General features: G+C 67.1%; 19 protein-coding genes and 2 pseudogenes. 4 read left to right on the top strand and 17 right to left on the bottom strand.

Annotated features, from left to right (window positions below; translation table 11 throughout):
* The first annotated feature begins 3 nt into the window (after positions 1-3).
* From OG870_RS04345 to OG870_RS04335, 3 genes are all read left to right on the top strand, one after another.
* On the top strand, positions 4-687 hold the full coding sequence (locus OG870_RS04345) for a helix-turn-helix transcriptional regulator (RefSeq protein ID WP_266845617.1): 684 nt from the start codon (positions 4-6) through the stop codon (positions 685-687).
* 152 nt (positions 688-839) lie between these two features.
* Positions 840-1133, top strand: a complete 294-nt coding sequence (locus tag OG870_RS04340) for a cupin domain-containing protein (RefSeq protein WP_266592362.1) — start codon at positions 840-842, stop codon at positions 1131-1133.
* Positions 1134-1243: 110 nt separating this feature from the next.
* Positions 1244-1678 (top strand): hypothetical protein, encoded by a 435-nt coding sequence (locus tag OG870_RS04335; RefSeq protein WP_266845615.1) that lies wholly within the window; start codon positions 1244-1246, stop codon positions 1676-1678.
* A gap of 344 nt (positions 1679-2022) precedes the next feature.
* On the opposite strand, the gene OG870_RS04330 is transcribed toward OG870_RS04335, so the two are convergent.
* The 16 genes and pseudogenes from OG870_RS04330 to OG870_RS04250 all read right to left on the bottom strand — a co-directional run bounded on the left by OG870_RS04330 (position 2023) and on the right by OG870_RS04250 (position 18066).
* Positions 2023-2871, bottom strand: a complete 849-nt coding sequence (locus OG870_RS04330; RefSeq protein ID WP_266845613.1) for a dihydrofolate reductase family protein — start codon at positions 2869-2871, stop codon at positions 2023-2025.
* Between the two features lie 40 nt (positions 2872-2911).
* Complete coding sequence (folE, locus tag OG870_RS04325) at positions 2912-3625, bottom strand: GTP cyclohydrolase I (protein ID WP_266592368.1); 714 nt, start codon at positions 3623-3625, stop codon at positions 2912-2914.
* A gap of 117 nt (positions 3626-3742) precedes the next feature.
* Positions 3743-4201: a Crp/Fnr family transcriptional regulator gene (locus tag OG870_RS04320; RefSeq protein ID WP_266524056.1), complete on the bottom strand. Its 459-nt coding sequence runs from the start codon at positions 4199-4201 to the stop codon at positions 3743-3745.
* A gap of 234 nt (positions 4202-4435) precedes the next feature.
* Complete coding sequence (locus OG870_RS04315) at positions 4436-4798, bottom strand: DUF488 domain-containing protein (RefSeq protein WP_266845610.1); 363 nt, start codon at positions 4796-4798, stop codon at positions 4436-4438.
* A 36-nt stretch (positions 4799-4834) separates the two neighbouring features.
* Positions 4835-5332, bottom strand: coding sequence for a VOC family protein (locus OG870_RS04310; protein WP_266524061.1), 498 nt, complete (start codon positions 5330-5332; stop codon positions 4835-4837).
* Positions 5333-5467: 135 nt separating this feature from the next.
* Positions 5468-5950 (bottom strand): hypothetical protein, encoded by a 483-nt coding sequence (locus OG870_RS04305; protein ID WP_266524063.1) that lies wholly within the window; start codon positions 5948-5950, stop codon positions 5468-5470.
* Positions 5947-7800 carry a glycoside hydrolase family 15 protein gene (locus tag OG870_RS04300; protein ID WP_266845607.1) on the bottom strand — a complete coding sequence of 618 codons (1854 nt, stop codon included), beginning with the start codon at positions 7798-7800 and terminating at the stop codon, positions 5947-5949. The genes OG870_RS04305 and OG870_RS04300 overlap by 4 nt, the downstream gene beginning before the upstream one ends.
* Positions 7801-7972: 172 nt before the next feature.
* Positions 7973-8497: a DUF2231 domain-containing protein gene (locus OG870_RS04295; protein WP_266845605.1), complete on the bottom strand. Its 525-nt coding sequence runs from the start codon at positions 8495-8497 to the stop codon at positions 7973-7975.
* Between the two features lie 504 nt (positions 8498-9001).
* The gene (locus tag OG870_RS04290; protein ID WP_266592376.1) at positions 9002-10210 is read right to left on the bottom strand and encodes a PP2C family protein-serine/threonine phosphatase; all 1209 of its coding nucleotides are present in this window, start codon (positions 10208-10210) and stop codon (positions 9002-9004) included.
* Positions 10211-10251: 41 nt separating this feature from the next.
* Complete coding sequence (locus tag OG870_RS04285) at positions 10252-12621, bottom strand: SpoIIE family protein phosphatase (RefSeq protein WP_266592378.1); 2370 nt, start codon at positions 12619-12621, stop codon at positions 10252-10254.
* 169 nt (positions 12622-12790) lie between these two features.
* Positions 12791-13027, bottom strand: a complete 237-nt coding sequence (locus OG870_RS04280) for a hypothetical protein (protein ID WP_266592380.1) — start codon at positions 13025-13027, stop codon at positions 12791-12793.
* A 119-nt stretch (positions 13028-13146) separates the two neighbouring features.
* Entirely contained in the window at positions 13147-13803 is a 657-nt protein-coding gene (locus tag OG870_RS04275) for a potassium channel family protein (RefSeq protein WP_266845601.1), read from the bottom strand.
* Positions 13800-14459: a potassium channel family protein gene (locus OG870_RS04270; RefSeq protein WP_266592384.1), complete on the bottom strand. Its 660-nt coding sequence runs from the start codon at positions 14457-14459 to the stop codon at positions 13800-13802. Before OG870_RS04270 ends, OG870_RS04275 begins: the two co-directional genes overlap by 4 nt.
* On the bottom strand, positions 14456-15319 hold the full coding sequence (locus OG870_RS04265) for an HAD-IC family P-type ATPase (RefSeq protein ID WP_323187458.1): 864 nt from the start codon (positions 15317-15319) through the stop codon (positions 14456-14458). Before OG870_RS04265 ends, OG870_RS04270 begins: the two co-directional genes overlap by 4 nt.
* Before the next feature lie 15 nt (positions 15320-15334).
* Positions 15335-17056: pseudogene (locus tag OG870_RS04255) on the bottom strand (cbb3-type cytochrome c oxidase subunit I).
* A gap of 259 nt (positions 17057-17315) precedes the next feature.
* Positions 17316-18066: pseudogene (locus OG870_RS04250) on the bottom strand (transposase family protein).
* Between the two features lie 411 nt (positions 18067-18477).
* On the opposite strand from OG870_RS04250, the gene OG870_RS04245 reads away from it, so the two are divergent.
* On the top strand, positions 18478-19947 hold the full coding sequence (locus OG870_RS04245; RefSeq protein ID WP_266592386.1) for a hypothetical protein: 1470 nt from the start codon (positions 18478-18480) through the stop codon (positions 19945-19947).
* A 349-nt stretch (positions 19948-20296) separates the two neighbouring features.
* On the opposite strand, the gene OG870_RS04240 is transcribed toward OG870_RS04245, so the two are convergent.
* Entirely contained in the window at positions 20297-21235 is a 939-nt protein-coding gene (locus tag OG870_RS04240; protein WP_266845708.1) for an ISAs1 family transposase, read from the bottom strand.
* Between the last annotated feature and the right edge of the window lie 222 nt (positions 21236-21457).

Genomic DNA, 21457 nt, shown 5'->3' with positions numbered 1-21457 from the left:
CACATGGCCACCAACCAGGAGCGGGAGGATCGGCAACAGCTTTCCGGACGCCGCCGCGCGGTACTCGACACGGTGCAGGCCGCCGGTGCCCCGCTGGGCGTCAACGAGGTCGCCGACCGGCTCGACGTGCACCCCAACACGGTGCGCTTCCATCTCGACGCGCTCGTGGCACAGGGCCGCGTGGAGCGGACGGTGGAGCAACCGTCGGGTCCGGGACGCCCGCGCACGGTCTACGCACCACAACCGGGAATGGACCGGGGCGGCACACGCCGCTACCGACTGCTGGCCCGGATGCTGCTCAGCCAACTGGCTTCGGCCGGGCCCGGCGCCGAGGCGGCGGCCACCGACGCGGGACGCGCCTGGGGCCGGTATCTGGTCGAGCAGGTCCCGCCGTCCCGTCGGCTGAGCGCTGACGAAGCCGTCGGTCGGCTGGCCGCCATGCTCGACGATCTGGGGTTCGACCCGCAGGTCGCCGATGACAGTGAGGTGCCCGGCCCCGTCCGGCTGCGGCACTGCCCCTTCCTCGAACTCGCCGAGGAGTACGGCACGATCGTCTGCCCACTCCACCTGGGCCTGATGCAGGGCGCCCTCGCGGAACTGCGCGCCCCTGTGGAAGCCGTCCGGCTCGAACCTTTCGCTGAACCCGACGCCTGCCTGGCACATCTGGCGTCCTCCACGGCCGCATAGAACCCGATCGAGCACCAGCCCCTGCGCGGATACGAAGCGCATCGCAGGCTCACCCGCGCCAGAAACGAGGAGTCGCCATGTACGTCGCTGACACCGGATCCGCGCCCCGCCGCCGAGCCCCCGTGGCCGGCGGCCCGACTGCAGCACCGCTCATGACCGCTACCACCTCCGGCCAACTCGCCGTCATCCACCTGGAGATCCCGCCGGGCGGTGGCATGCCCGAGCACGACCACGGCGCCTCACAGATCGTCCTGATCCCGGTCTCCGGGTCCGTTCGGGTGCACCACGGCCGGGACGTACACACTCTGGTGCCCGGCTCGGCGGCGCACATCGACACCGGTGAGCGGGTCAGCCTCGCGAACCCGGGCACCGAACCCGCCTCCCTGATGGTCGTGGCCTCGCCCCCGGCGTTCGCCTCCCGGCTGGAGGAGTGGCCGATCGCCTGAAGCACCGGGCCACGGTGCCGCCGCCGGACGCCCCGGCATTCCCACTCGACGGTGACGTCCGGCGACTGATTGTGACGGATGCCGCCTCGGACACGAGAGAGACCACAGCAATGAATACGACGTCGGCAGCCGTGGCAGGCGCCGTCACCTGTCTCTGGCTCGGGATGGTGCTGGCGATCTCCTTCCTGGAGGCGCCGTTGAAGTTCCGGGCCCCGGGAGTGACAATCCCGATCGGACTCGGCATCGGCCGGATGGTCTTCCGCGCGCTCAACCTCGTCGAGACCGCCCTCGCCATGATCGTTGTCGCCGCGGTCGCCACGGCCACGCCGTCCACGGCCGTCGTCACGCTCACCGCGATCATCCTGGCGGTCCTGGCCGGACAGCTCGCCGTCGTCCGCCCGCGCCTGAACAGGCGTTCCGACGCCGTGCTCGCGGGCGAGGACCCCGCGCGGCACCGCTCCCGCGCCCACCTGTACTACGTGGCGCTCGAGCTGGTGAAGGTGCTGTCCCTGCTCGCCCTGGGCTATGCGGTACTGGCCCGATGACCGAGGGCACAGGTGATCTTCCGTGGCGCTGGAGTGTCTGGCGGCCCGGCCGAGGCCAGGGGAGACCTCGGATGTCAGCGCGTCGACGACGGCACTCTCAACGGGGTCCTGTATGTCGCACTGCTCGTCCCTCTCGGCGGAGCTGAGCGGCTCGCGCGATCACCGACGTGCTCGTCCGCCCATGCCCGAACGGTGCCGAGCCAACGGAACACGCCGTCCGGGCATCAGGGTTGGCGCCCGGTAGCGTCGGATCGGAGTCAAATTGCGGTCTCGGCTCGCTCTCCGATTCCAGCAGGACGCGGGGCCGCTGAGTTCTGAATCGACGCGGGCGCTATCGGCCCGCCTCAAAGGGCCGGCTCGGATCGCAGGCCGACGCGTGCTCCTGAGGAGCGAAGTCGGTAGCGGAGGAACAGGTAGGAAGTCCGTCGCCGAGCGCTGATCAGGTCGGCCCAGGCCGGTTGCCTCGGCAACAGCTCGAGTCCGGTGATCAGTCCGGGGCGTGGGGTGTCGGCGCGGCCGGCGAGTACCGGGGACGTCGTGAGGAACAGTTCATCCAGCAAGCCCTCGCCGAGCAGGTTGCCGATGAGGTGCGGTCCGCCCTCGGTGAGCACCGCGGTGTGTCCGTGAGCGTGAAGAGCCGCGAGTACATCGGCCATACGCAGGGCGGGTCCTTCGCCTGCCGGGAGTGCCGTGCATGTCGGCGGCAGGCGTCCCTCAAGTCGACGGGCGCCGTCCGCGGTGGTGGCCACGAGTGCGCCAGACTGCAGGGCTGGGTGCTCGGTGGGGAGGTCGCCGCTCGCGGTGACCACGACCAGCTCCGGGCGGGCGGCGTGTCGCAGATTCCGCCGCAGCTCGGCGAAGGCGGGGGCTGCCTGCGGGCAGACGTGGTCCGGTGTCCATCGGTGGCCGGGCGTAGCTCGGAGTGTGCCGGCCCCGATGAGTACGGCGTCGGCGCAGGCGCGCAGCAGTCCCATGACGAATCGGTCCGCGGGTTCGCGGCCGCTGATCGCCGAGCCGGAGGAGGGGTATTCGGGCCCCAGGGCGACCACTCCGTCGATGGAGGTGACGAAGTTCGCGTACACACGCGGCAAGGGGAAGCCCAGATCACCGCCGTAGGCAATGGCAAGGGCCGGGGGCAGATCGAAACGGGGCTGCCCAGCCTCCTCGTACAGCAACTGCAGCGGCTCCAGCAAGCCTGTCGAAGTTCCTCCTATGGGGTGCCTGGCGCTGTCCTCAGCCATGGCCGGCCAGGCCCCGCTGGCCGCACAGCGTGAAGAACTCGCCTCGCAGTGGCGGATCCTCGTCGTAGGTGCCCCGCCAGTGGGTGGTACGGGTACTGGATTCGATCTCCCGGACGCCCCGCATCTGCGTACACAGATGCACCGCTTCCAGGTGGACCGCAACGCCGTGGGGCAGCAGGATCTGCTGCAACGATTCGGCGAGCTGGCGGCCGATGCGCTCCTGCACCGAGAAGCGGCGGGCGAACAGCCGCACCAGTCTGGTCAGCTTGGACAGGCCGAGGATGTGCTCGTGGGCGATGTAGCCGATGTACGCCTTGCCGAAGAACGGCAGAGCGTGGTGCTCGCAGAGGGCGAAGAACGGGATGGGTCCTTCGACGATCTGGCTGATCCTGCAGTCCGAACCGCCATGGCATTCGGTTTCGAAGGCGGTGACCAGCTTCTCGTCGCCTTCGTACCCGCTGGTGGCATCAAAGAGGGCACGCAGGAAGCGGCGGGGGGTGTCCACGGTGGCCTCCGCCCCAACGGCCAGGCCCAGCGCCCCGAAGATCTCACTCATGTATCCCTCGAACCGCTGCCACTCCTCGGGGCCGATCTGCCGCGGAGCAACGGCCGCCCACTCCGCCTCGTCGGTGAGGGGCACAAGCCGTTCGCCCACCATCCCCACAACGGGCGGAGGACCATGGATCTGCGTGAATTGCTCGTTCATACGCGGCCTCAAGATGCGATGGACATCCCGCGGAGTCGGATTGTTCCATTATCACTCTGTATGTGCGGGAGTGCTGAGCAGTTCACGTAGGGGTCCCGCGGCGGCACACCGGGCGGGTCAGGGCCTCGGGCCGCTGCCGGCTGGCCCGTACAGATCCAGCAGGCGGGTCCGGGTGGATTGAAGTCGGTTCCCGACCACGGTGGCTACACAGCGTGTGATCGCCAGCCCCAGTACCGGGTCTTCCTCGATCAGTGTGCGCACCGCAGCCGCGTCGAATTCCAGGGCGTGTACCGGGCCATGTGCCTCTGCGCCGAGCTGCCAGGTGTGCGGTGGGACCAGCCACGACCATCCGAGCAGTTCACCCTGTCCGATGGCGTCCACGGTGGCGGCCCGGCGGCCGGGGACGTGCACGTCGAGCGCAACCAGTCCGGTGATGACGATCCAGAACCGGTCGGCTTTGCTGCCCTCCTCGAAGACGCGGGCGCCCGCGGGGAAAGACACATCAGACGCGAACTGCAGCAAGCGGTCGCGGTCTTCGGGCGAGAGCAGGCTCAGCAAATTCGTCGTGGTGGCCATGCAGGCCCTCCCGTCTCAGAGTCACTGTCTACGCGGAAATTCCTCCTGAGGAGCGGCACCCCGGACTCGCTGGAACTTGCCTGCCCTACCGTGTCCCCTCTCACCAGGAGCCCTAGCGTCCGCGGCGCGTCGCGCTACAGATGGAGGTACAGGTCACCGGCGCGGCTGTGCCTGTACCGTTTGGTTTCGCAGAGCGCTCTGGGGCCTGTCACTGGAGCTCAGCTTCCTTTGCTGTCAGCTCCGGATAAGCGCGGCAAGCACTTCGGCTTTGCTGGTCTCGGGATGTCTGGTGGCGGTGAGTAGTGTCAGGGTGGCGTCTTCGGCGAGGTCACGCAGGTGCGCCAGAGCATCTGCACGCTCGGGATCTTGGAGCTCGGCCTGGTAGCGGTGGCTGAACTCCGCGAAACGAACGGGGTTGCGGAGGTACCACTTGCGCAGCTCCACGGAGGGTGCGACCTGCTTGCACCACTCGTCGAGGTGGGCCTTCTCCTTGGTCATGCCCCGGGGCCAGAGGCGGTCGACCAGCACTCTGGCACCGTCGGTCTGCGCCGGCGTGTCGTAGACGCGGCGGACGTGCACCGTTCGGTTGTGTGCCATGAAGGGCCTCCTGCCGAATCTCCGCTTATTCCGGCATCACACGTAGTAGCGAGAGATGATCTCGAGCCGCGCCACTTCGTCCGGTCCCGGATAGGCCACCAGGACCGGCAGGCCGCTGGGATCCCGGCCCTCGAGGAGGGTGAAGCCCTCGGCCTCCCTCGTGTCGACACGGTCGGAGCGGGCTCTGAGTACGCGCTCGCACCGCTGGAAGTCGTCGGGGCCGTCCGCCGTCCAGATCACGTAGTGCGCGCCGACGTGGCCCGTCGGGTGGATGGCGTGCGCGCCCACGGCGCGCAGGTACACCTGGAAGCCGTTGCGGCTCACGAGTAGTGCGGCCGTCGAGGTACGTACGGTGACCTTCATGTTCAGCAGCTCCCCGTAGAAGTCCGCCGATGCGTCGTGGTCGTGGACGAACACCACGACCGAGGCCAGCCGGGGTCCGCGCGCGTCCGGTCCGCTACCCGTCGGCTCCGAATCAGGTGCAAGATGCGCAGGCTGCGGGCCGGACGACGCCGCTTCATGTGGGTAGGCCATGAGGCCCCCTTCCACCTTCGACTGCGATGCGAGGGCTTCCTCGGGAGGTTTCCCGGTCCGGTTTCCACGCTACCCGGCCCGTGTTGTGCCTGCTGGAAGCGTCCAGCAGGCTCCCAGGGGCGCGGTCACGGGTTCTCAGCCTGCCCATGTAAGGAACCCGCCGACGATGGTGCCGTAGGCGAGGTGGGCGGTGAGCGTGATGGCGGGTGTGCCGGGCCCGTAGTTGAGCATGAGGAATCCGGGTGGTTCGAGCAGCGCGACATGGGGAGCGCTGGTTTCGGGTTGGCCCATGCGCGGGTGGACGAGCGGCAGCAGGATGTTGACGAGCGCGGTGGTGGCGAACAGGCCGTGGATGAGGCCGAAGACGCATCCCAGCCACCAGCTGCTGTAGCCGATGGCGACGAAGACCGCGTAGTAGAGCAGGGCGAAGATCAGGCCGTTGATGAAGTGTGCGCCGTAGCCGAGAGCCTTTGCGCGGGTCCGGTTGCTGGTGAAGGCCGTCCCGAGGAGGAACGGCAGATCGATGCGGGTGAGGCTGAAGGCATTGGCCGCGCGCAGGCCGGTTGTCAGTACCAGGGTGCCGACAAGCCCGCCCGCCAGTGCGGCCCAGATGCTCATCGTGTGGCCTGACCGATCGCGCAGGCTGCGCTGATCAGGGCGAGGTGGGACAGGCCCTGGGGCAGATTGCCGAGGAAGTCGCCGGTGACGGGGTCGATCTCCTCGCTGTAGAGGCCGACGTCATTGGCGAGGCGCACGAGTTGGTCCATGAGGAGGGCGGCTTCGTCGGCGCGGCCGGTCCGAGCGAGGGCTTCGACGAGCCAGAAGGAGCAGGCGAGAAAGGCGCCCTCGCCGCCGGCAACGCCGTCGGCGCCGACGTATCGGTTGACATACGGGCCGTCCTGCAACTCCTGCTGGACGGCGGCGACGGTACCGCGCATGCGCGGGTCGTCGGGCGACCGATAGCCGTGGAGCAGCCCGAGCAGGAGGCCCGCGTCCAGCTCGTCGCTGCCGGCGGAGCGCACGTAACTGTTCAGCCGCGGGCTGAAGCACCGGTCGTCCACGAACTCGGTGATGGCCTGACGTTCGCACCGCCAGCGAGGTGCGTGCCGGTCGGGGATCAGCCGCCGCTGTGCGAGGTCGAGAGCACGGTCGAGGGCGACCCAGCACATCATCTTGGACTGGGTGAAGTGCTCGGGAGCGCTGCGGACCTCCCAGATGCCCGTGTCGGGCTGCTGCCAGGTCGTGCAGACGAAGTCGGCGGTCTGGGCCAGTCGGCGGGCGATGTCGGCGTCGAGCCGATGGCCCGCTGCCGTGTACAGCCACGCGGTCTGCACCAGCTCCCCGTAGGTGTCCAGTTGCAGCTGGTCTGCGGCGGCATTGCCGATGCGTACGGGCGTCGAGCCGCGGTAGCCCGACAGGGGAAGGGTCTTCTCGGGTGCGCGGGCGCCGCCGTCGAGGCGGTACAGGACGTGCAGGCGGGGGTGGGTGAGCTGGGAGGCGTGCATGAGCCACCAGAAGTAGCCGGTCGCTTCCGGTGCGCACCCCAGCTTGAGGAAGGCGTTCAGGGTGAAGGCGGAGTCGCGGATCCAGCTGAAACGGTAGTCCCAGTTGCGTTCCCCACCGAGCTCCTCGGGCAGGGAGCAGGTCGCCGCGGCGGCGACCGCACCGGAGGGGGCGAAGACCAGCAGCTTGAGAGCGAGGGCACTGCGCAGCACCGCCTCGTACCAGGGCCCCGTGTAGGTGCGGCCGTCACTCCACTCCCTCCAAGTGGCGACGGTATGGTCCAGCCGGGCCTCGCAGTCGGCGCGCGTGGGGAGCACCAGCGGTTCCCGGTGTGCGTACGGCAGCGCGAGCATGGCCCGGGTGCCCACGTCGGCACGGAAGCGCGATGCGACGGCGTCGGAGGTCGGCTGCGGCTCTCCCGCGTTCCAGGCACAGATCCCGACCGCCTCAGGGCTGAAGGTGACGACGGGAACTCCGGCGCGACGTGTCAGCCGGGGGGCGTGGGCGCCGTAGCCGAAGCGTGGCTGGACACTCCAGCGCATGGGGACGCTGCCCGCTATGCCCTCGATCCGCCGGACCAGTTCCCGGGCGGGCGCCAGGGAGCTGGTGTCGGGAAGGGTCAGTGCGTCGGTCACCCGTACCGTGCCGCCTGCGGTGGTGAACGTCGTTTCCAGCACGTTGGTGCCAGGCAGGTAACGGCGGGAGGTCGTGTAGGGCCCTTCCGGCTGCAGGAAGAACCGTCCTCCCTGGACGTGGTCGAGCACGGCGGCGAACAGGGTCGGCGAGTCAAGGTCCGGCCAGGCCAGCCAGTCCACCGAGCCGTCCCGGGCGATGAGCGCGACGCACCGGCCGTCCCCGATCACCGCATAGTTTCGCAGCTCCGTGTACCCGTCCACGCGTGCCGGTCGGCCGGCCGGGACGTCGTCGGACAGATCTGGCAGGTCCGGCTGTCGGCTCCAGCGCATGTCCGGTGCCGGCGATGGAGAACCCGAACTGGACGGTATAGGTGTCACCTGAAGGCGCCCTTTTCGGTAATCCGCCGCCTCCTGGTCGAGGAGGAGGCCGGCCAGGGGTGCGTCAGTGTCGGTGGAACGGCCGGTCGACAACTCCGGCCGCTCAGTGGCTGGGCTACGCCGCTCACGCCACGTGGGAGCCGCGATGCAGGTGGATCAGTTCTGCGTTCTGGACCGCCTGTTCATCGCTTTCCTGGAGGGGTGTGAGCCGGATGCCGACGTGGTAGTCCTGGACCAGCGTCCAGCCCAGGAAGCCGGCCCCGAGCGTGCAGGCGAGCCCGGCCGCGGACAGGGCCAGTCCAGCAGTGACGCCATTGGCCGGGCTATCCCAATGGGTGGCGTAGATGGCAAGGCTCGCGCCGAACAGGCCCAGCGCCGCGACATTGAGACCGCCGTGGGCAAGGCCGACGGCCTTTGCCGCCGACCGGCGGGGAATGCCGAACGCCAGATCGGCGATGCCGGGCAGGGCTGCCAGCAGTGCCGTGCCGACCCCAGCGATGTTGAGGGCGATGGCCAGGTTGAGCCAGAACTGCTGCCCATTGGCCGCATAGACGGCGAAACCCACCAGGGTGCCGGTGTAGCAGGCGATGGGGAAACCGACGAGCATCGGGTGAATGGGATGGCCAGCTATGGTGATCTTGCTGTACATGGCATCTCCAGGCCGGTTGGTCGTGCTATGCCTTTCCAGGCTCTCCCTCGATGTACAGGAGCGCCAACGGGGGCCGATCAGCGTTCGGATCCTGGGTCTGGCGAGGCGAGTCGTGGCCTCTCACTTCGTCTGATTCGAAGATCTCTCACGCCGTGCGGAACGGCACCGACAAGGCCCAGTTCACCCCCCGTTGGCGGGGTACGGGGGTGTCCGACGCCGACGGGGCACTGAGGGGTTCGTTTCGGAACCTGGAAACGGGGTCGCGGGCGAGACGGTGGTCTGCACGGATCCCGCAAGGGGGCCCTCACCGGCAGGGGGATCCCAGGGAGTTGTCATAGGCCGCACCATCATCCTCTAGGTCAATGACCAGCAGGAGGTCTGCAGTCCCCGCGGCTGACCTCTGCACCTCGTGCCGTCCCCGGTCACACGCTCCTTGACCCGCAGGTACCCGCTGAATGCGAAGGGCAGAAGGAACGAGCGTGCCGTTGCTGGCCAAGCGCCTGTTCAGGAGGCTCTGCGGACCACGAGGGCCGTGATGTCGTCCCGCTGTTCACCAGCGGTGTGTTGGCTCAAGTCTTTGGCCAGATTGTCGGCGACTTCCCAGGGGGAAACGTCCGCCCAGGCCCGCAGCCGCTCTTCGAGGGGATAGAAGGCACCGGAGATGCTGCGTGCCTCGGTGACGCCGTCGCTGCAGGCAAGAAGAGTGGCCCCGGCAGGAAACGGGAACCACTCGACGGTCCGGGGTTTCGGAGCGAGATCCGCAAGACCGAGCGGCACGCCGGGGTCGCCGAGCCGTACGCGGGTGACCGCTCCCGAGTTCAGCAAGTAGGGCGGAGGGTGGCCGCAGTTGACCGCCTGCGTGTCCGTTGAGGCGTCGATGCCCAGGATGAGAGCGGTGACGAACCGTTCAGGTTCGCCGGTCTGCTGCGCGAAGGAGTTGTGTCGGACGACGGCCATCTCCAGGTCGTCCACGAGCGCGGTGAGTGTTGGCTCGCGCAAGGCGGCCTCGCGGAACGCTCCGAGCGCGGCGAAGGCGGCTCCGATCGCCGGCAGCCCCTTGCCCTGGACATCGCCGAAGAGTAGACGCGTGCCGTACGGAGAGGCCACTGCCTCGTAGATGTCTCCTCCTACCAGGCGGTCCTGCTCCACCGGCAGATACACGCCGTCGACGATCACCCGGTCGGTCAGGACGGGCAGCGGGCGCAGCACCTGCCGTTGCAGGGCGACGGCCGTGGACCGGACGCGGTGGAGATCTTGCTCGCGCCGGATCCTCAAGTGGCAGGTCAGGACGCCCAGCACGCCGAGCGCTGCGGCCAGCACCATGACGATCACGTAGTCGTACCACGAAGGGAGCGGCCGGTAGATCAGTACTCCGGTGATGACGATCAGCACCCAGCCGACCGCGTAGATGGTCTGCCGCACCGTGCCGATCGCCGCCGGGAAGGCCGGCAGCAGGATCAGGAGGGGGGTGAGCCGCACTGTACGGTCATCGATGGCCAGCTCCAGCACCACGATCGGGATCGTCAGCGCGACCACATAGGCCAGCGGAGCCCTGACCGCGCTTGTGGGAAAAGGCTCGACCGCGTGCTCGGCGCGTGACGTCAGTGGCGCATCGGATGGACGAGATGGCAAAAGCCTGCGGAACACACCACCAGCCTCCTTCAGCTCTTCCGGCCCCGCAAACGGCGAACGCTGCTCCGTTGATGTGATCACTCACCTGCGTTCTCGGACTGTTCCTGTCTGCATCCGCAGAGTTATGAAGGCTGGGGCGGGAGTGCCTGCTCGGTCCAGACGGTCTTGCCGTCCGGTGTATAGCGGGTGCCCCAGTTTCGGGAAAGTCGGGCGACGATGAACAGTCCGCGTCCGCCTTCGTCGACTGTCCGTGCATGGCGCAGGCGCGGTGCGTTGGCGCCGGAGTCCTGGACCTCGCAGGTGAGGGCGTGGTCCTTGATGATGCGCAGGTGCAGGGGTGGTGTGCCGTGGAGGAGGGCGTTGGTGACCAGTTCGCTGACGATCAATTCGGTGGCGTAGGCGGTTTCCTCCTCCACGTCCCACTCTGTGAGCTGGCGTCGAGTGTGGGCGCGCGCCGTGCCGGCGGCCGTTGGGGCGTCAATCAGGTGCCACGTTGCGACGTCCTCGGTGGGGAAGGTGTGGGTGCGTCCGAGGAGGAGAACGGCGTCGCCAGGGCGAGTGTCCCGGTACAGGCGGTACAGGGCGTCATCGCACAGGTCCTGCAGCGGGCGGTCGGGGTCGCTCAGCACCTGGCGCAGGCTGGACGGGTTCTCTGGGGGACGTGCCGGAGAGGCGGGCAGGAGGGCGGTGGTGTAGAGGGCCAGGATGCTGCCGTCGGTGAGAGTGACGGTGGCCGTGTCGAAGGGCGGGCCCTCGGAGCTGCCCAGCAGGGGCCCGGGGGGAGAGTCGGGGATCTCGGTGGTGCCGTCGGGGTGGGCGATGACGGGCGCGGGGTGACCGGCCCGGGCAAACGTGCACGTGCGGGTGAGGGGGTCGTAAACGGCATACACGCAGCTGGCAGTGAGCACCTGCCGGTGCAAGGGGTCCCCGGGCGGGAGTGCGGCCCGCTCTTGAGCCAGGAGAATGGCTGTGTCGTTGAGGCGTGCGAGGAGCTCGTCGGCGTCGAGGTCCAGTGACGCCAGGGAATGGATGACCGTTCGCAGCTGTCCCATGGTGGTGGCGGCTTGAATGCCCTGTCCGGTGACTTCACCGACCACCAGGGCGGTGCGGGCGCTGGACAGGGCGAAGGTGTCGAACCAACCCCCGCCGCCCTCGTCGCCGGACACGAGCAAGTGGGCGGATTCCACGGTGCTCTGCGACGAAGGGCACGGAGGCAGCAGCCGACGTTGCAGGGTTGTGGCGACGGTGTGCTCGCGGGTGTAACGGCGGGCGTTGTCGATACACAACGCTGTGTGGGCGGCCAGTTCGAGGGTGAGAGCCACTTCCCTCTCGTCGAAAGTGCCGGCCTGTTCAGTCCGGTAGAGGCTTACCAGCCCCAGCACGGTGCCGCGCAAAGTCAGGGGCGCGGCGAGGAGCGTGCGGACGCCGGATGCGCGGATGGCCTCGGCGCGTGCGGGGTCGGCTACCAGCCAGGGCGTGTCGGAATCCAGGCGGACGAGGCGGGGTTTGAGATCGGCCAGGGCCCGGGCGTAGGGGGTCGAGAACGGCAGGCTGCGCACGTCACCCACCGGATGTGCCTGAATCTGCTGCTCGCGGCCGCTATGGCGGAAGGCGGCACGGCGCAGCGGCACATCCCTCCCCAGGGGGCCGAGCGGGGGTTCCTCACCGCGCAGTACAGCATCCACCACTTCCACCACCGCGACGTCCGCAAAGCCAGGCACCACGGCCTCCACCAACTCCTGACAGTTGGCCACCACATCGAGGCTTCGGCCCACCCGCTCCCGCACTCCAGCGAGGATCCGGAGCCGGGCGCGCGTCTTTTCGTATTCGGTGACATCAGCCACAGCCGCGGCAACCCCAAGGATCGCCCCCCGCGAGTCCTGCAAACGGAAAGCCGAGACCAAGACCGTGCAGCCTCTTCCCGGGGCGTCCTTGGGTTGCATACTCACCACAAGCCCAGGCGAGGGGACTCCGCTCTCCAGCACCCCACGCAGCATGGCCTCCACCTCGTCAGGGGTGGACAGAGCGTAAACATCAGTAAGGCGGCGCTCCACGATTCGTTCGGCGGGCACGCCGCACATGACGTGCGCCGCATTGTTGGCCGATACGATCCGCAGCTTCTTGTCCAGGACGTGCATCCCTACCGGTGCGTGGGCGAACAGTGCCTCCAGCGCCGCCGACCCCACGTCCGGTCCGGTAGCCTCCTTCGCCGTCGCTTGGAAAACGGCCCAGACCACAGACCCGTCACCTCGCGTCAGGGGCCGTACGCGCAGGTCGGCGTCAACGGCGTGGCCGTCCCGGTGCTGGAGTGCCACACCAGCGCCCTTGTGTGTCCCGTGCCGGGAACTCGCCGCGGTCCGGTTGACCAGGTCGGTTGCCGACCGCCCGATCACCTCATCCGCCGCCCGCCCCAGCAATTCCTCCGCTTCGTGGCTCCACCGGATAACCATCCCCTCGGCGTCCACGACCATGAGCGGGGCATCGCGTGCCACAACAACCACCTCCACCACCTCCAGCCTGACGTGTCCGGGGTGCGGCTGCGACCGCTGAAGCGGCGGTGCGGCGTTCGGCGGTCTCGCAATTGGTCGGTGCCTGCCTCGCCCCTCGAAGCACTCACGGTGGCGGCTGCCTGACCGAAAGTGCCTCCCGTGCAGGCGGTGCTCAGTGCAGCCTCCAGGTGAACTTCCCGCCGCCCACCCACCGGACCACGCTTGGGTCATCGAGGTCGTGGACCGTGATGCCTGCGGCAGCGGCGGCGAAGAGCACGTCCGTCATTGAGGTTGCCTCACCGACCACCTCCCCGTCGATCTCCACAATGCGAAAGGGAGGATTACCGGGCTGCACTCCCAGCACGGTGATCCTCGGAGTCGAGATATAGGGGCTCGCGCTCTCGGTCATGGAAAGACCGGTTCCACCCCCCTCCCCCTGAGGGCCGTCAATATGCCCGGCGGAGGGGCCACCGTTACCCATGGCTTCGATCTTGACCGAGGCATTCGGTGAAGGGCTGGGAGACCTGCTTATTGGAACGCGGCGTGGATTTCCTCCTCGGTAGCTGTGTGGGAGACCAGGAGGATTTCGTCGCCGGGCATCAGTTGTGTCTGGTCCGTGGGGACAGTGGGCTGACCGGCTCGGATGACGGTGGCGATGATGGTGCCCGCGGGGAGCTGGACGTCGGCGAGGGGGCGGCCGGCGACGTGGGACTGCGGAGTGATGGCGGTTTCGATCACATTCACGCCTGCCTTGCTCAGCCGGAGGAGCGCCACGGTGTCGGTGGCTCCGGTTGCTTCTTCGATGAGGGAGATCAGGGGGCCTGTAGCGGGAACGGCTACGTCGACGCCCCAGCGGTGATCGAACAGCCAGGTGTTCTCCTCGTCGTTGACGCGGGCTGCTACGCGGGCGACGGCGAATCGGCGTTTTGCGAGCAGGCTGATGACGAGGTTGTCCTCGTCGTCTCCGGTGGCTGCGATGACGAGGTCGGTGGTGTGTGCCCCCGCGTGCTCGAGGAGGCGCGCCTCGCAGGCGTCTCCCGCGACAAGTCGTACGGGGAGGTGACCTTCGAGTTCGGCGATGCGGTGCTCGTTCAGGTCGACGAGGGTGACGTCGTTATGGGCTGCTGCGAGGACCTGGGCGATCTGGGCGCCGAGGCGGCCCGCGCCGGCCACCAGTACCTTCATGTCCCGAGCTCCTTGTCCAGAAAGCCCCGCAGGCGGCCGAGAGCGGTGGCGGCAACAGTGAACGTGACCAGGTCGCCACCGACCGCCAGCGTGCTGTGCGCGGGAACGAACGAGCGGCCCGCGCGAGTGGCCTCCACGACGCGGATCTCGCCGTCCACATCCAGTTCGGCCAGCCGCCGCCCGGCGAAGTAGGCGGGCAGTTCGGAGCGGATCAGCAGGGTCTCACCGTTGCCGAAGCTGATCTCGGGCGAGAGGTGACGGTGCAGGAGCCTCTGGTGGATCTGATGTACGGCCCAGCTCACGCCGGCGATGGTGGGGATGCCGAGATCGCGGTAGATGTCGGCGCGGCGGGGGTCGAACATGCGGGCGAGGACGATCGGCACCCGGTAGACCTCCTTCGCCGTCCGGGCGCTGACGACGTTGCTGCTGTCACCGGAGGTGACGGCGACAAGCGCGTCCGCATGCTCGATCCCCACAGACTCCAGCAGAGAGCGGCTGAACCCGTTGCCCTCGTGGAACTGGCCGCTGAAACCCGCGGACAGCCGCCTGCGGGCCTGAGGGCTGCGGTCGATAATGTGCACGTCATGGCCCTCGGCGGTGAGCCGGTCGGCAAGCGACGCGCCCACCCGCCCACAGCCCACGATGATCACCCTCATCGCTGTCCTCCCTTCCTGCCCAGTGAGCGAGAGCGTCGGCGCAGCCACCACTTGCGGGCTTCCTCCGCGCCCAGCAGCACTGCTCCGAATCCGGCCAGAACCGCCCAGTCGGCGGCGGCCAACGGCGCGGTGTTGAACACCTCCTGCAGCACGGGCACGTAACTGATCGCTGCCATCAGGGCCACCCCGACGAAGCCTGCGGCGAGCAGTCTCGGATTGGACAGAGCTCCGACCCGGAAGACACTCTGCCGGTCCGTACGCACGGCCAGAGCGACGAAGAACTGACTGAGCACGATGCCCGCCTGGACCATCGTGACCGCCTCCCGGTACACGGGATGGTCTTCGGTGAAGTCGGCGTACGGAATCCCTGAGGCGCCGATGTGCCAGAAGAACACCACGCACACACCGAGCGCCTGGATGCCGCCCAGAAAGAGAATCCGCCGCACCACGGCCGCCGAGAACAAGGGCTCGCGCCGGGAACGGGGCGGGCGGTCCATGACATCGGGCTCGGGCGGTTCCGCGCCCAGTGCCGGTGCGGGCAGGACGTCGGATCCGAGATCGATCGCAAGGATCTGCACCGCGCTGATCGGAACCAGCGGGAACCCCGTGAACGTCGCGGCCAGGACCGGAACGAGCTCGCCGATATTCTTGGCGAAAACGTAGACGAGGAACTTGCGGATGTTCTGGTAGACCGACCTGCCCAGCTTCACCGCCGCGGCGATGGAGGCGAACGAGTCGTCCAACAGCACCATCGACGCGGCCTCGCGCGCCACGTCCGTGCCCGACGCACCCATCGCGACACCGATGTCCGCGTGTTTCAGCGCGGGAGCGTCATTCGCGCCATCACCTGTCACAGCCACCACCTCACCCCGGCGCTACAGGGCGGCGACCACCCGCATCTTGTGCTCCGGGCTCACCCCGCACAGCAGCAGCTCTGCTGGCTGACCGAGCAGGGCATCGAGCGCGCCGTCGTCCAGCGTGTCGAGTTCGCTGCCCGTGACGACGGTGGGGGCGCTCTGCCGCACGATCCCCACACGGCGGGCGACGGCCTCGGCGGTCAGCGGGTGGTCTCCGGTGACCATCACGATGCGGATGCCGGCGCGCCGTACCGCGCGGACCGACTCGCTGACCTCTGGCCGCGGAGGGTCGAGCATGCCGACCAGTCCCAGCAGCGTCAGCCCCGCCTCGGCTTCCTCCCGCACGGAACGCGGGCCGGGAAGGGTACGGGAGGCGACTGCCAGCACACGCAGCCCCTGGGAGGCCAGGTCGTGGTGCGCGGTGGTGAACAGCGTCCAGAAAGTGATCTTGCCGAGGCGTTCGTCGAGCATCTTGCCGGTGAACTTGGGCCACCAGAAGTGGAAGCCGGAGAACATGGCGAAGACGACGGTGCCGAAGACGACGTAGTGGAAGTGGGCGACGACGAAGTAGGAGTCCGTGACGTGGAAATCCAGCGGCGGTGAGGCCAGCAGGACACCGGTCAGGCCGCCGAAGAGAAAGGTGACCATGAACCCCGTTGCCCACAGCATCGGAGTCTCGAAACTCAGCGACCCCTTCCACATGGTGCCGATCCAGTTGAAGAACTTCACGCCGGTCGGGACCGCGATGAGGTAGGACATGAAGGAAAAGAACGGCAGCAGGACACCGCCGGTGGCGAACATGTGGTGGGCCCACACCGTCGCCGAAAGGCCGGCGATCGCGATCGTGGCGCCGATCAGGCCCATGTAACCGAAGATCGGCTTGCGGCTGAAGACCGGGATGACCTCGCTCACGATACCGAAGAACGGCAGCGCGATGATGTACACCTCCGGGTGCCCGAAGAACCAGAACAAGTGCTGCCACAACAACGGCCCGCCGTTGGCGGCGTCGAAGACGTGCGCCCCGAACTTCCGGTCTGCCTCCAGACACAGAAGAGCGGCGGCCAGCACAGGGAACGCCAGGAGCACCAACACCGCGGTGAGCAGGACGTTCCAGGTGAAAATCGGCACGCGGAACATCGTCATACCCGGAGCACGCATGCAGATGATCGTGCTGATGAAGTTGACTGAACCGAGGATCGTACCGAAGCCGGAGAAGGCAAGGCCCATGATCCACAGGTCGCCGCCGACGCCCGGCGAGTGGACCACGTCATTGAGGGGGGCGTAGGCGAACCAGCCGAAGTCGGCCGCGCCTTGCGGAGCGAGGAAGCCGCCGACCGCGATGAGCGAGCCGAACAGCTAGAGCCAGTAGGCGAACATGTTCAGGCGTGGGAACGCCACGTCGGGAGCGCCGATCTGCAGCGGCATGATCCAGTTGGTGAAGCCGGCGAACAGCGGCGTCGCGAACATCAGCAGCATGATCGTGCCGTGCATTGTGAACGACTGGTTGAACTGTTCGTTCGAGAGGATCTGCTTGCCGGGTCGGGCCAGTTCGGCGCGCATGAGCAGCGCCATCACGCCGCCGATCATGAAGAACGCGAACGACGTGATCAGGTACAGCGTGCCGATCGTCTTGTGGTCGGTGGTGGTTAGCCACGCCACCACTACCTTGCCGCCCCGCAGCCGCCGCGGATGGGCCTGGGCGCTGGGTGCGGCTGCTCCGGCATTGTCCGTCGTGGTCACTGCGGCACACTACGGTCAACGGTCACACGTATGATTGACAGCCGCCATGGCGTTGCTCCACCGAGGTTGGGGATTCCTCCATTTGGGCGTGCCTTGCGTCCCATCCCGTGAAGAAAAGGCCGCGATGCCGATCCAAGCGGAGCGAATGACTCCGACGCGACGTGGGCAGCCCGTACCGTGCACGATCCGGAGCAGTTGTTTGACCGCGGCGATGGGTACCGGCTCGACGAACCAGCAGAGGTTGAGACACTGAGTTCTTTCAGCGTTGCCGTTCCAGGGTGAGGACGGCGGCGGCGATTGACGACATTCGATTCGGGGCTGCATCGGGCTTTGCGGAAGATCCGCCATGACTTCAGTCGTGCGACGCCGCGTTCCACCGGTGCCCGGGCTGCGGAGAGCGCGCGGTTGACGGTTTGCTGGGTGGATGTGAGGTCGCGGCCGGGTGGGCGTCTGAGGGGTGTCGTCACCCACGGTCCGGCTCCCATGTAGGCGCGGTCGGCGAGGACCGGGATGCCCTGGCGTTCGCAGATCCAGATGATCCGGTGGGTACGGGCGGCAGTGAGGTCGTGCGCACGGCCGGGCAGTGCGGGGGAGATCCACAGCAGCTGTCCGGCCGGATCGGTCACCACCTGCACGTTCACCCCATGTCGTCGGTGCTTGTGGGAGAAGTCGGCCCGGCTGTCGCCGACCCGGTCGCACTCTGCGAGGGTGCCGTCGAGCAGGACGTAGTCCGGGTCGGCTTCGCGCAGGGCGCGCAGCAGTCCGGGCGCGCGGTCGGCGAGCAGGTCGACGACGGCTGCCGTGTAGGCGTGGGCGGTGCCGACGGAGATGCCGAAGCCGACGGCGAGTTGGGCGAGGGTGTCGTGCCGGCGCAGGTACACCAGGCCGACCAGGGCACGCTGGTGCGGTGGAAGCTTGCAGCGGCGTTTACCCTCGCGGGTGACGATGAGCATGGTTACCCACTCGACCAGGGCGTGGGGCAGGTCGAGTGCGGCAGGATAGGGAACCAACGAGGCTCCTGCGCTGATGAGTTGAGACGTCGAACACCTACGTCAACGGCACGGGGGCCTCGTGCGTTGCGGATGCCGAAGCCGTCACCCGATCAGTGGCCGCGCCGAAAAGCGCTCACCTCTATCCGGGCGTGTCGTTCAGAATTATTGCGACGCCATGAGGAGAATTCGCTATCTGATGGCCAGCCCGGAGCCGATGTCTGCGACAAGGAGGTCGAGGAGTTGGCACCCGAACCCGATTCTGTGGTTCCAGTTTCCGGCACCGGCGTACCGCAACTTCTCAAGATGTATGACCGAGCAATAGAGGATGCGGCGTCTTTGGCGCCGTTCGTGTTGGTGCACTCTCGGCCCTCGCGGTGGCGATTTCTCAAGCCATTGGCCCGGTTTCCCCGTGTGACCTTTGGGACGCGAATGTTCCTCATCCGCCACGTAGAGCGGTCACTCCTGACACTTGAACGACAATATCACGTTCGAGAGGCTCTCGGCGAGCTGACGCCCGATCGCGATGATCGAGATCGCTCCGCTTGCGCGGCGTACCGCAAAGCCCTCCCACCAAGTCGTTACACGTTCGCCCTCATCGGCTTTGCGGTGTCTGCTGTGATCGTTGCGTCGATTATTATCCAGCTCGCTGGACGCGCTGCAAGATCTGTTATCGCAGGCAGTGTCACACAAAAGAAAGACAAGCATTTCGGAAATGATCTGCTGAGTAGCCTACAAGATAGTCGCCTTGAGAAGACCTTCGGTGAGATCAGTAAAGAGCTGGTCAACTTGATGACCGGTGGTGGTGGAGGAGATCTGCCGACGGCGGTCGGCCACGCAATCCATATTGGTACCGCAGGTCTGCTAGTGCTGGTCTTCATCACCTTCGTCACCGGCTACGTGGCCACTCGACCGTTGGTATCTGCCTTCCGTCTCAAGAGGCAAATTCTTGGTCTCGCCGATCAGGACGAACTTGGCCTTAACAACACCGCAAGCAGCTGGTACGTGAACAAATCGGTTGGCGCTTATGAGCAGGAAAGGAAAGTCTTTGGGGCACTTGAAAGAAAGCCGGTTCCGGAAAAGCCTGTCGACCTAGCGATTCTCGCCTTTCCGGCTGCATGTTTGCTCGCACTGGCGATTCTGCTCGCCTGGTGGGTAACAAAATCCACCTTTCAAGCTGCCACCGAGTGGCCGTCGTGGCAGGACTGGCTACCAATCGCATTTGCGAATTATCTTTACGTCGTATGGCTGGGAGCTCTAGGGGTGCTTCGAATGATATGGCTGCTTTCAGCGTTGGAAGGTCGCAGAGATGAGGAGAGCCGAAAAGCTCCCTTCGTCGGTAAGGTACGCGACAACGGCTTGTATGTGGAGGCGCGTCCTGTGATTGAGGCTGCCGCATGGCCGATGGCTTCAGGGTTGCTCATTTTTCCATGGCTCCTTTATCCAGTAATTGGCGCCATCCAGTTCCATCGTATTATGCTGACCGGGAATCGCTTGCGCGGACACCGCGGCCACTGCTCAGTGGCGACTCTGGCCTTCACCTCAGTTGTTGCCACGCCAGTCATCGTCTCTCACCAGCTCTGGCGATTTGCCGCGCTGAATAACAGCCGCCGCAACAAAATCCTTGCTGTCCTTGCTTGCCCCGCATTGTTCACGCTACCGGTCGCCCAGGTTGCGAGCCTCCTGTCTGCAAGCAATTCGACCTTGTCGGTCTTCCCTTGGCTTTTTCTGTGCTTCGTTGCCTCTGGCTTGCTGTCTGCTCTACTTTACGCACTACTCGTGGCAGCGGTGCAGAAATGCCAGAACAACCTGATCCAAAAACTAGCCGATGAGGTGAAAAGCGGACAGTGCGAGGCAGTCGGCGCGCATGTCACACTCGACCCGGTTCACGGACAAGCATAAGATTCGTAGCCAGGCGCTGTTATAACCGGGACCTACGGAACACGTTCAATACCCTGCCCGGTCTCCCTGTTGCTCAGGTCGCGAGCACAACCCCACCCGCGCCCGCGACCTGAACCGCCTCGTCGCCCCCTCGGCATCCCCACGCTGACCGACCTCGGCTACGAAACTGCCGGACCCTACTTCCGCCAACTGGCCAAGAATCGCTAAGGCGGACGAACTAGGCATCGGGACCAGGGATTTCAACGCCGTCCGACACGCCTCCTCCAGCGTTGCCTCACACGCCAACGCCCGGCTGAAAGTCACCTCCAAGGCAGGGCTTCGGCGTAGTCGCGTGACGTCCGGTTCGTGATCATCCGAGACCGAGGAGTGCCAGGGGGCGGCGAGGGTCGCGAGCGTTGCGGCGGAGGCTGGCCGCGATGTTCTTCACTCCGGCCGTGCGGAGGGCTCCGATGGCAAGGTTGCGCCAGGTGGCCATCGCACGGGGCGAGTTGCCGGTCCGCAGCTGAGAGGCGTCCTCGGCGAAGGTGGTGTCGCGGACATGGTGCAGGGCCTCGATCTTCCAGTGGTCGCGGACGAGTTCGGCGAGCTGGGCCGCGGTGACCTGCTCGGCGGTCAGGCTGGTGACGGCGTAGACCGTCGTGACGGTGGTCTTGCCGGTCTTGCGGTCGGTGCGCCGGCGCTTGATCTGGACGGCCTGGCGGGCTCCGGGGAAGAGGAGGCTGTTCACGGTGACGACCTTGATCCGGCGGATCTCCGAGCGGCCGTGACCGATGCCCTGGGTGCGTCCCTGGAGCGGAATGTCCTTCCAGGGAAGGGACTTGAGCTGGCGCCGCAGCTTCTTCTGGTTGCCCTTGACGATCACGATGTAGTGAGCGCCCCGGGCGAGGAGGTAGTCGGCGTGCTCGCGCTGGGTGTGCATCGCGTCGCTGGTGACCACGGTGCCGGCCAGGTCGGCGACGGTGTTCAGCAGCGGCTGGAAGCACGTAATCTCGTTCGTCTTCTCGCCGACGTCCAGCTGGGCCAGGACCAGGGAAGTGGCGTGCTCCAGTGCGGCGAGCAGGTGGAATTTGCGGCCCTTCGATCTGCCCGCGCCGCGCAGGCTCTTGCCGTCCACGGCCAGACCGCGCAGCCCGGTCGCCTTCGGGCGGCGGTCGGCAAGCCAGCTCCCGACAGCCAGGTCCAGCGCGTCGCCGTCGATGCGGGCCAGCAGTCGGCGGACCGTGGTCTCGGCGGGAAGGACCCGCCTCGGCAGAAGCGGATCGAGGTCGGCACCGACCTGTTCCAGCACATACCCAGGGGCATCGGCGATCCACTCGCCGACCGCCAGCAGCGAGGTCGCTCCGGGCCAGCACCGCGCACGCAGTGAGAGCAAGCACGACGGCCAGGCGGTGGCGCACCCCGCGTGGGTCACGCGGGTCCGGCACCTTGGCCAGCCGCTCCAGCAGGCCCGGGACCTCCTCACGTCCGACCTGCGGATTCTCGCGCAGTTGGTCAAGGGCAGGCGAGATGA

Origin of the sequence: Streptomyces sp. NBC_00461, from assembly GCF_036013935.1 — a bacterium.
Classification (GTDB): Bacteria; Actinomycetota; Actinomycetes; order Streptomycetales; family Streptomycetaceae; genus Streptomyces.
Note: the sequence above shows the minus strand (reverse complement) of the source record. Positions and strands in the feature narration are given on the sequence as shown.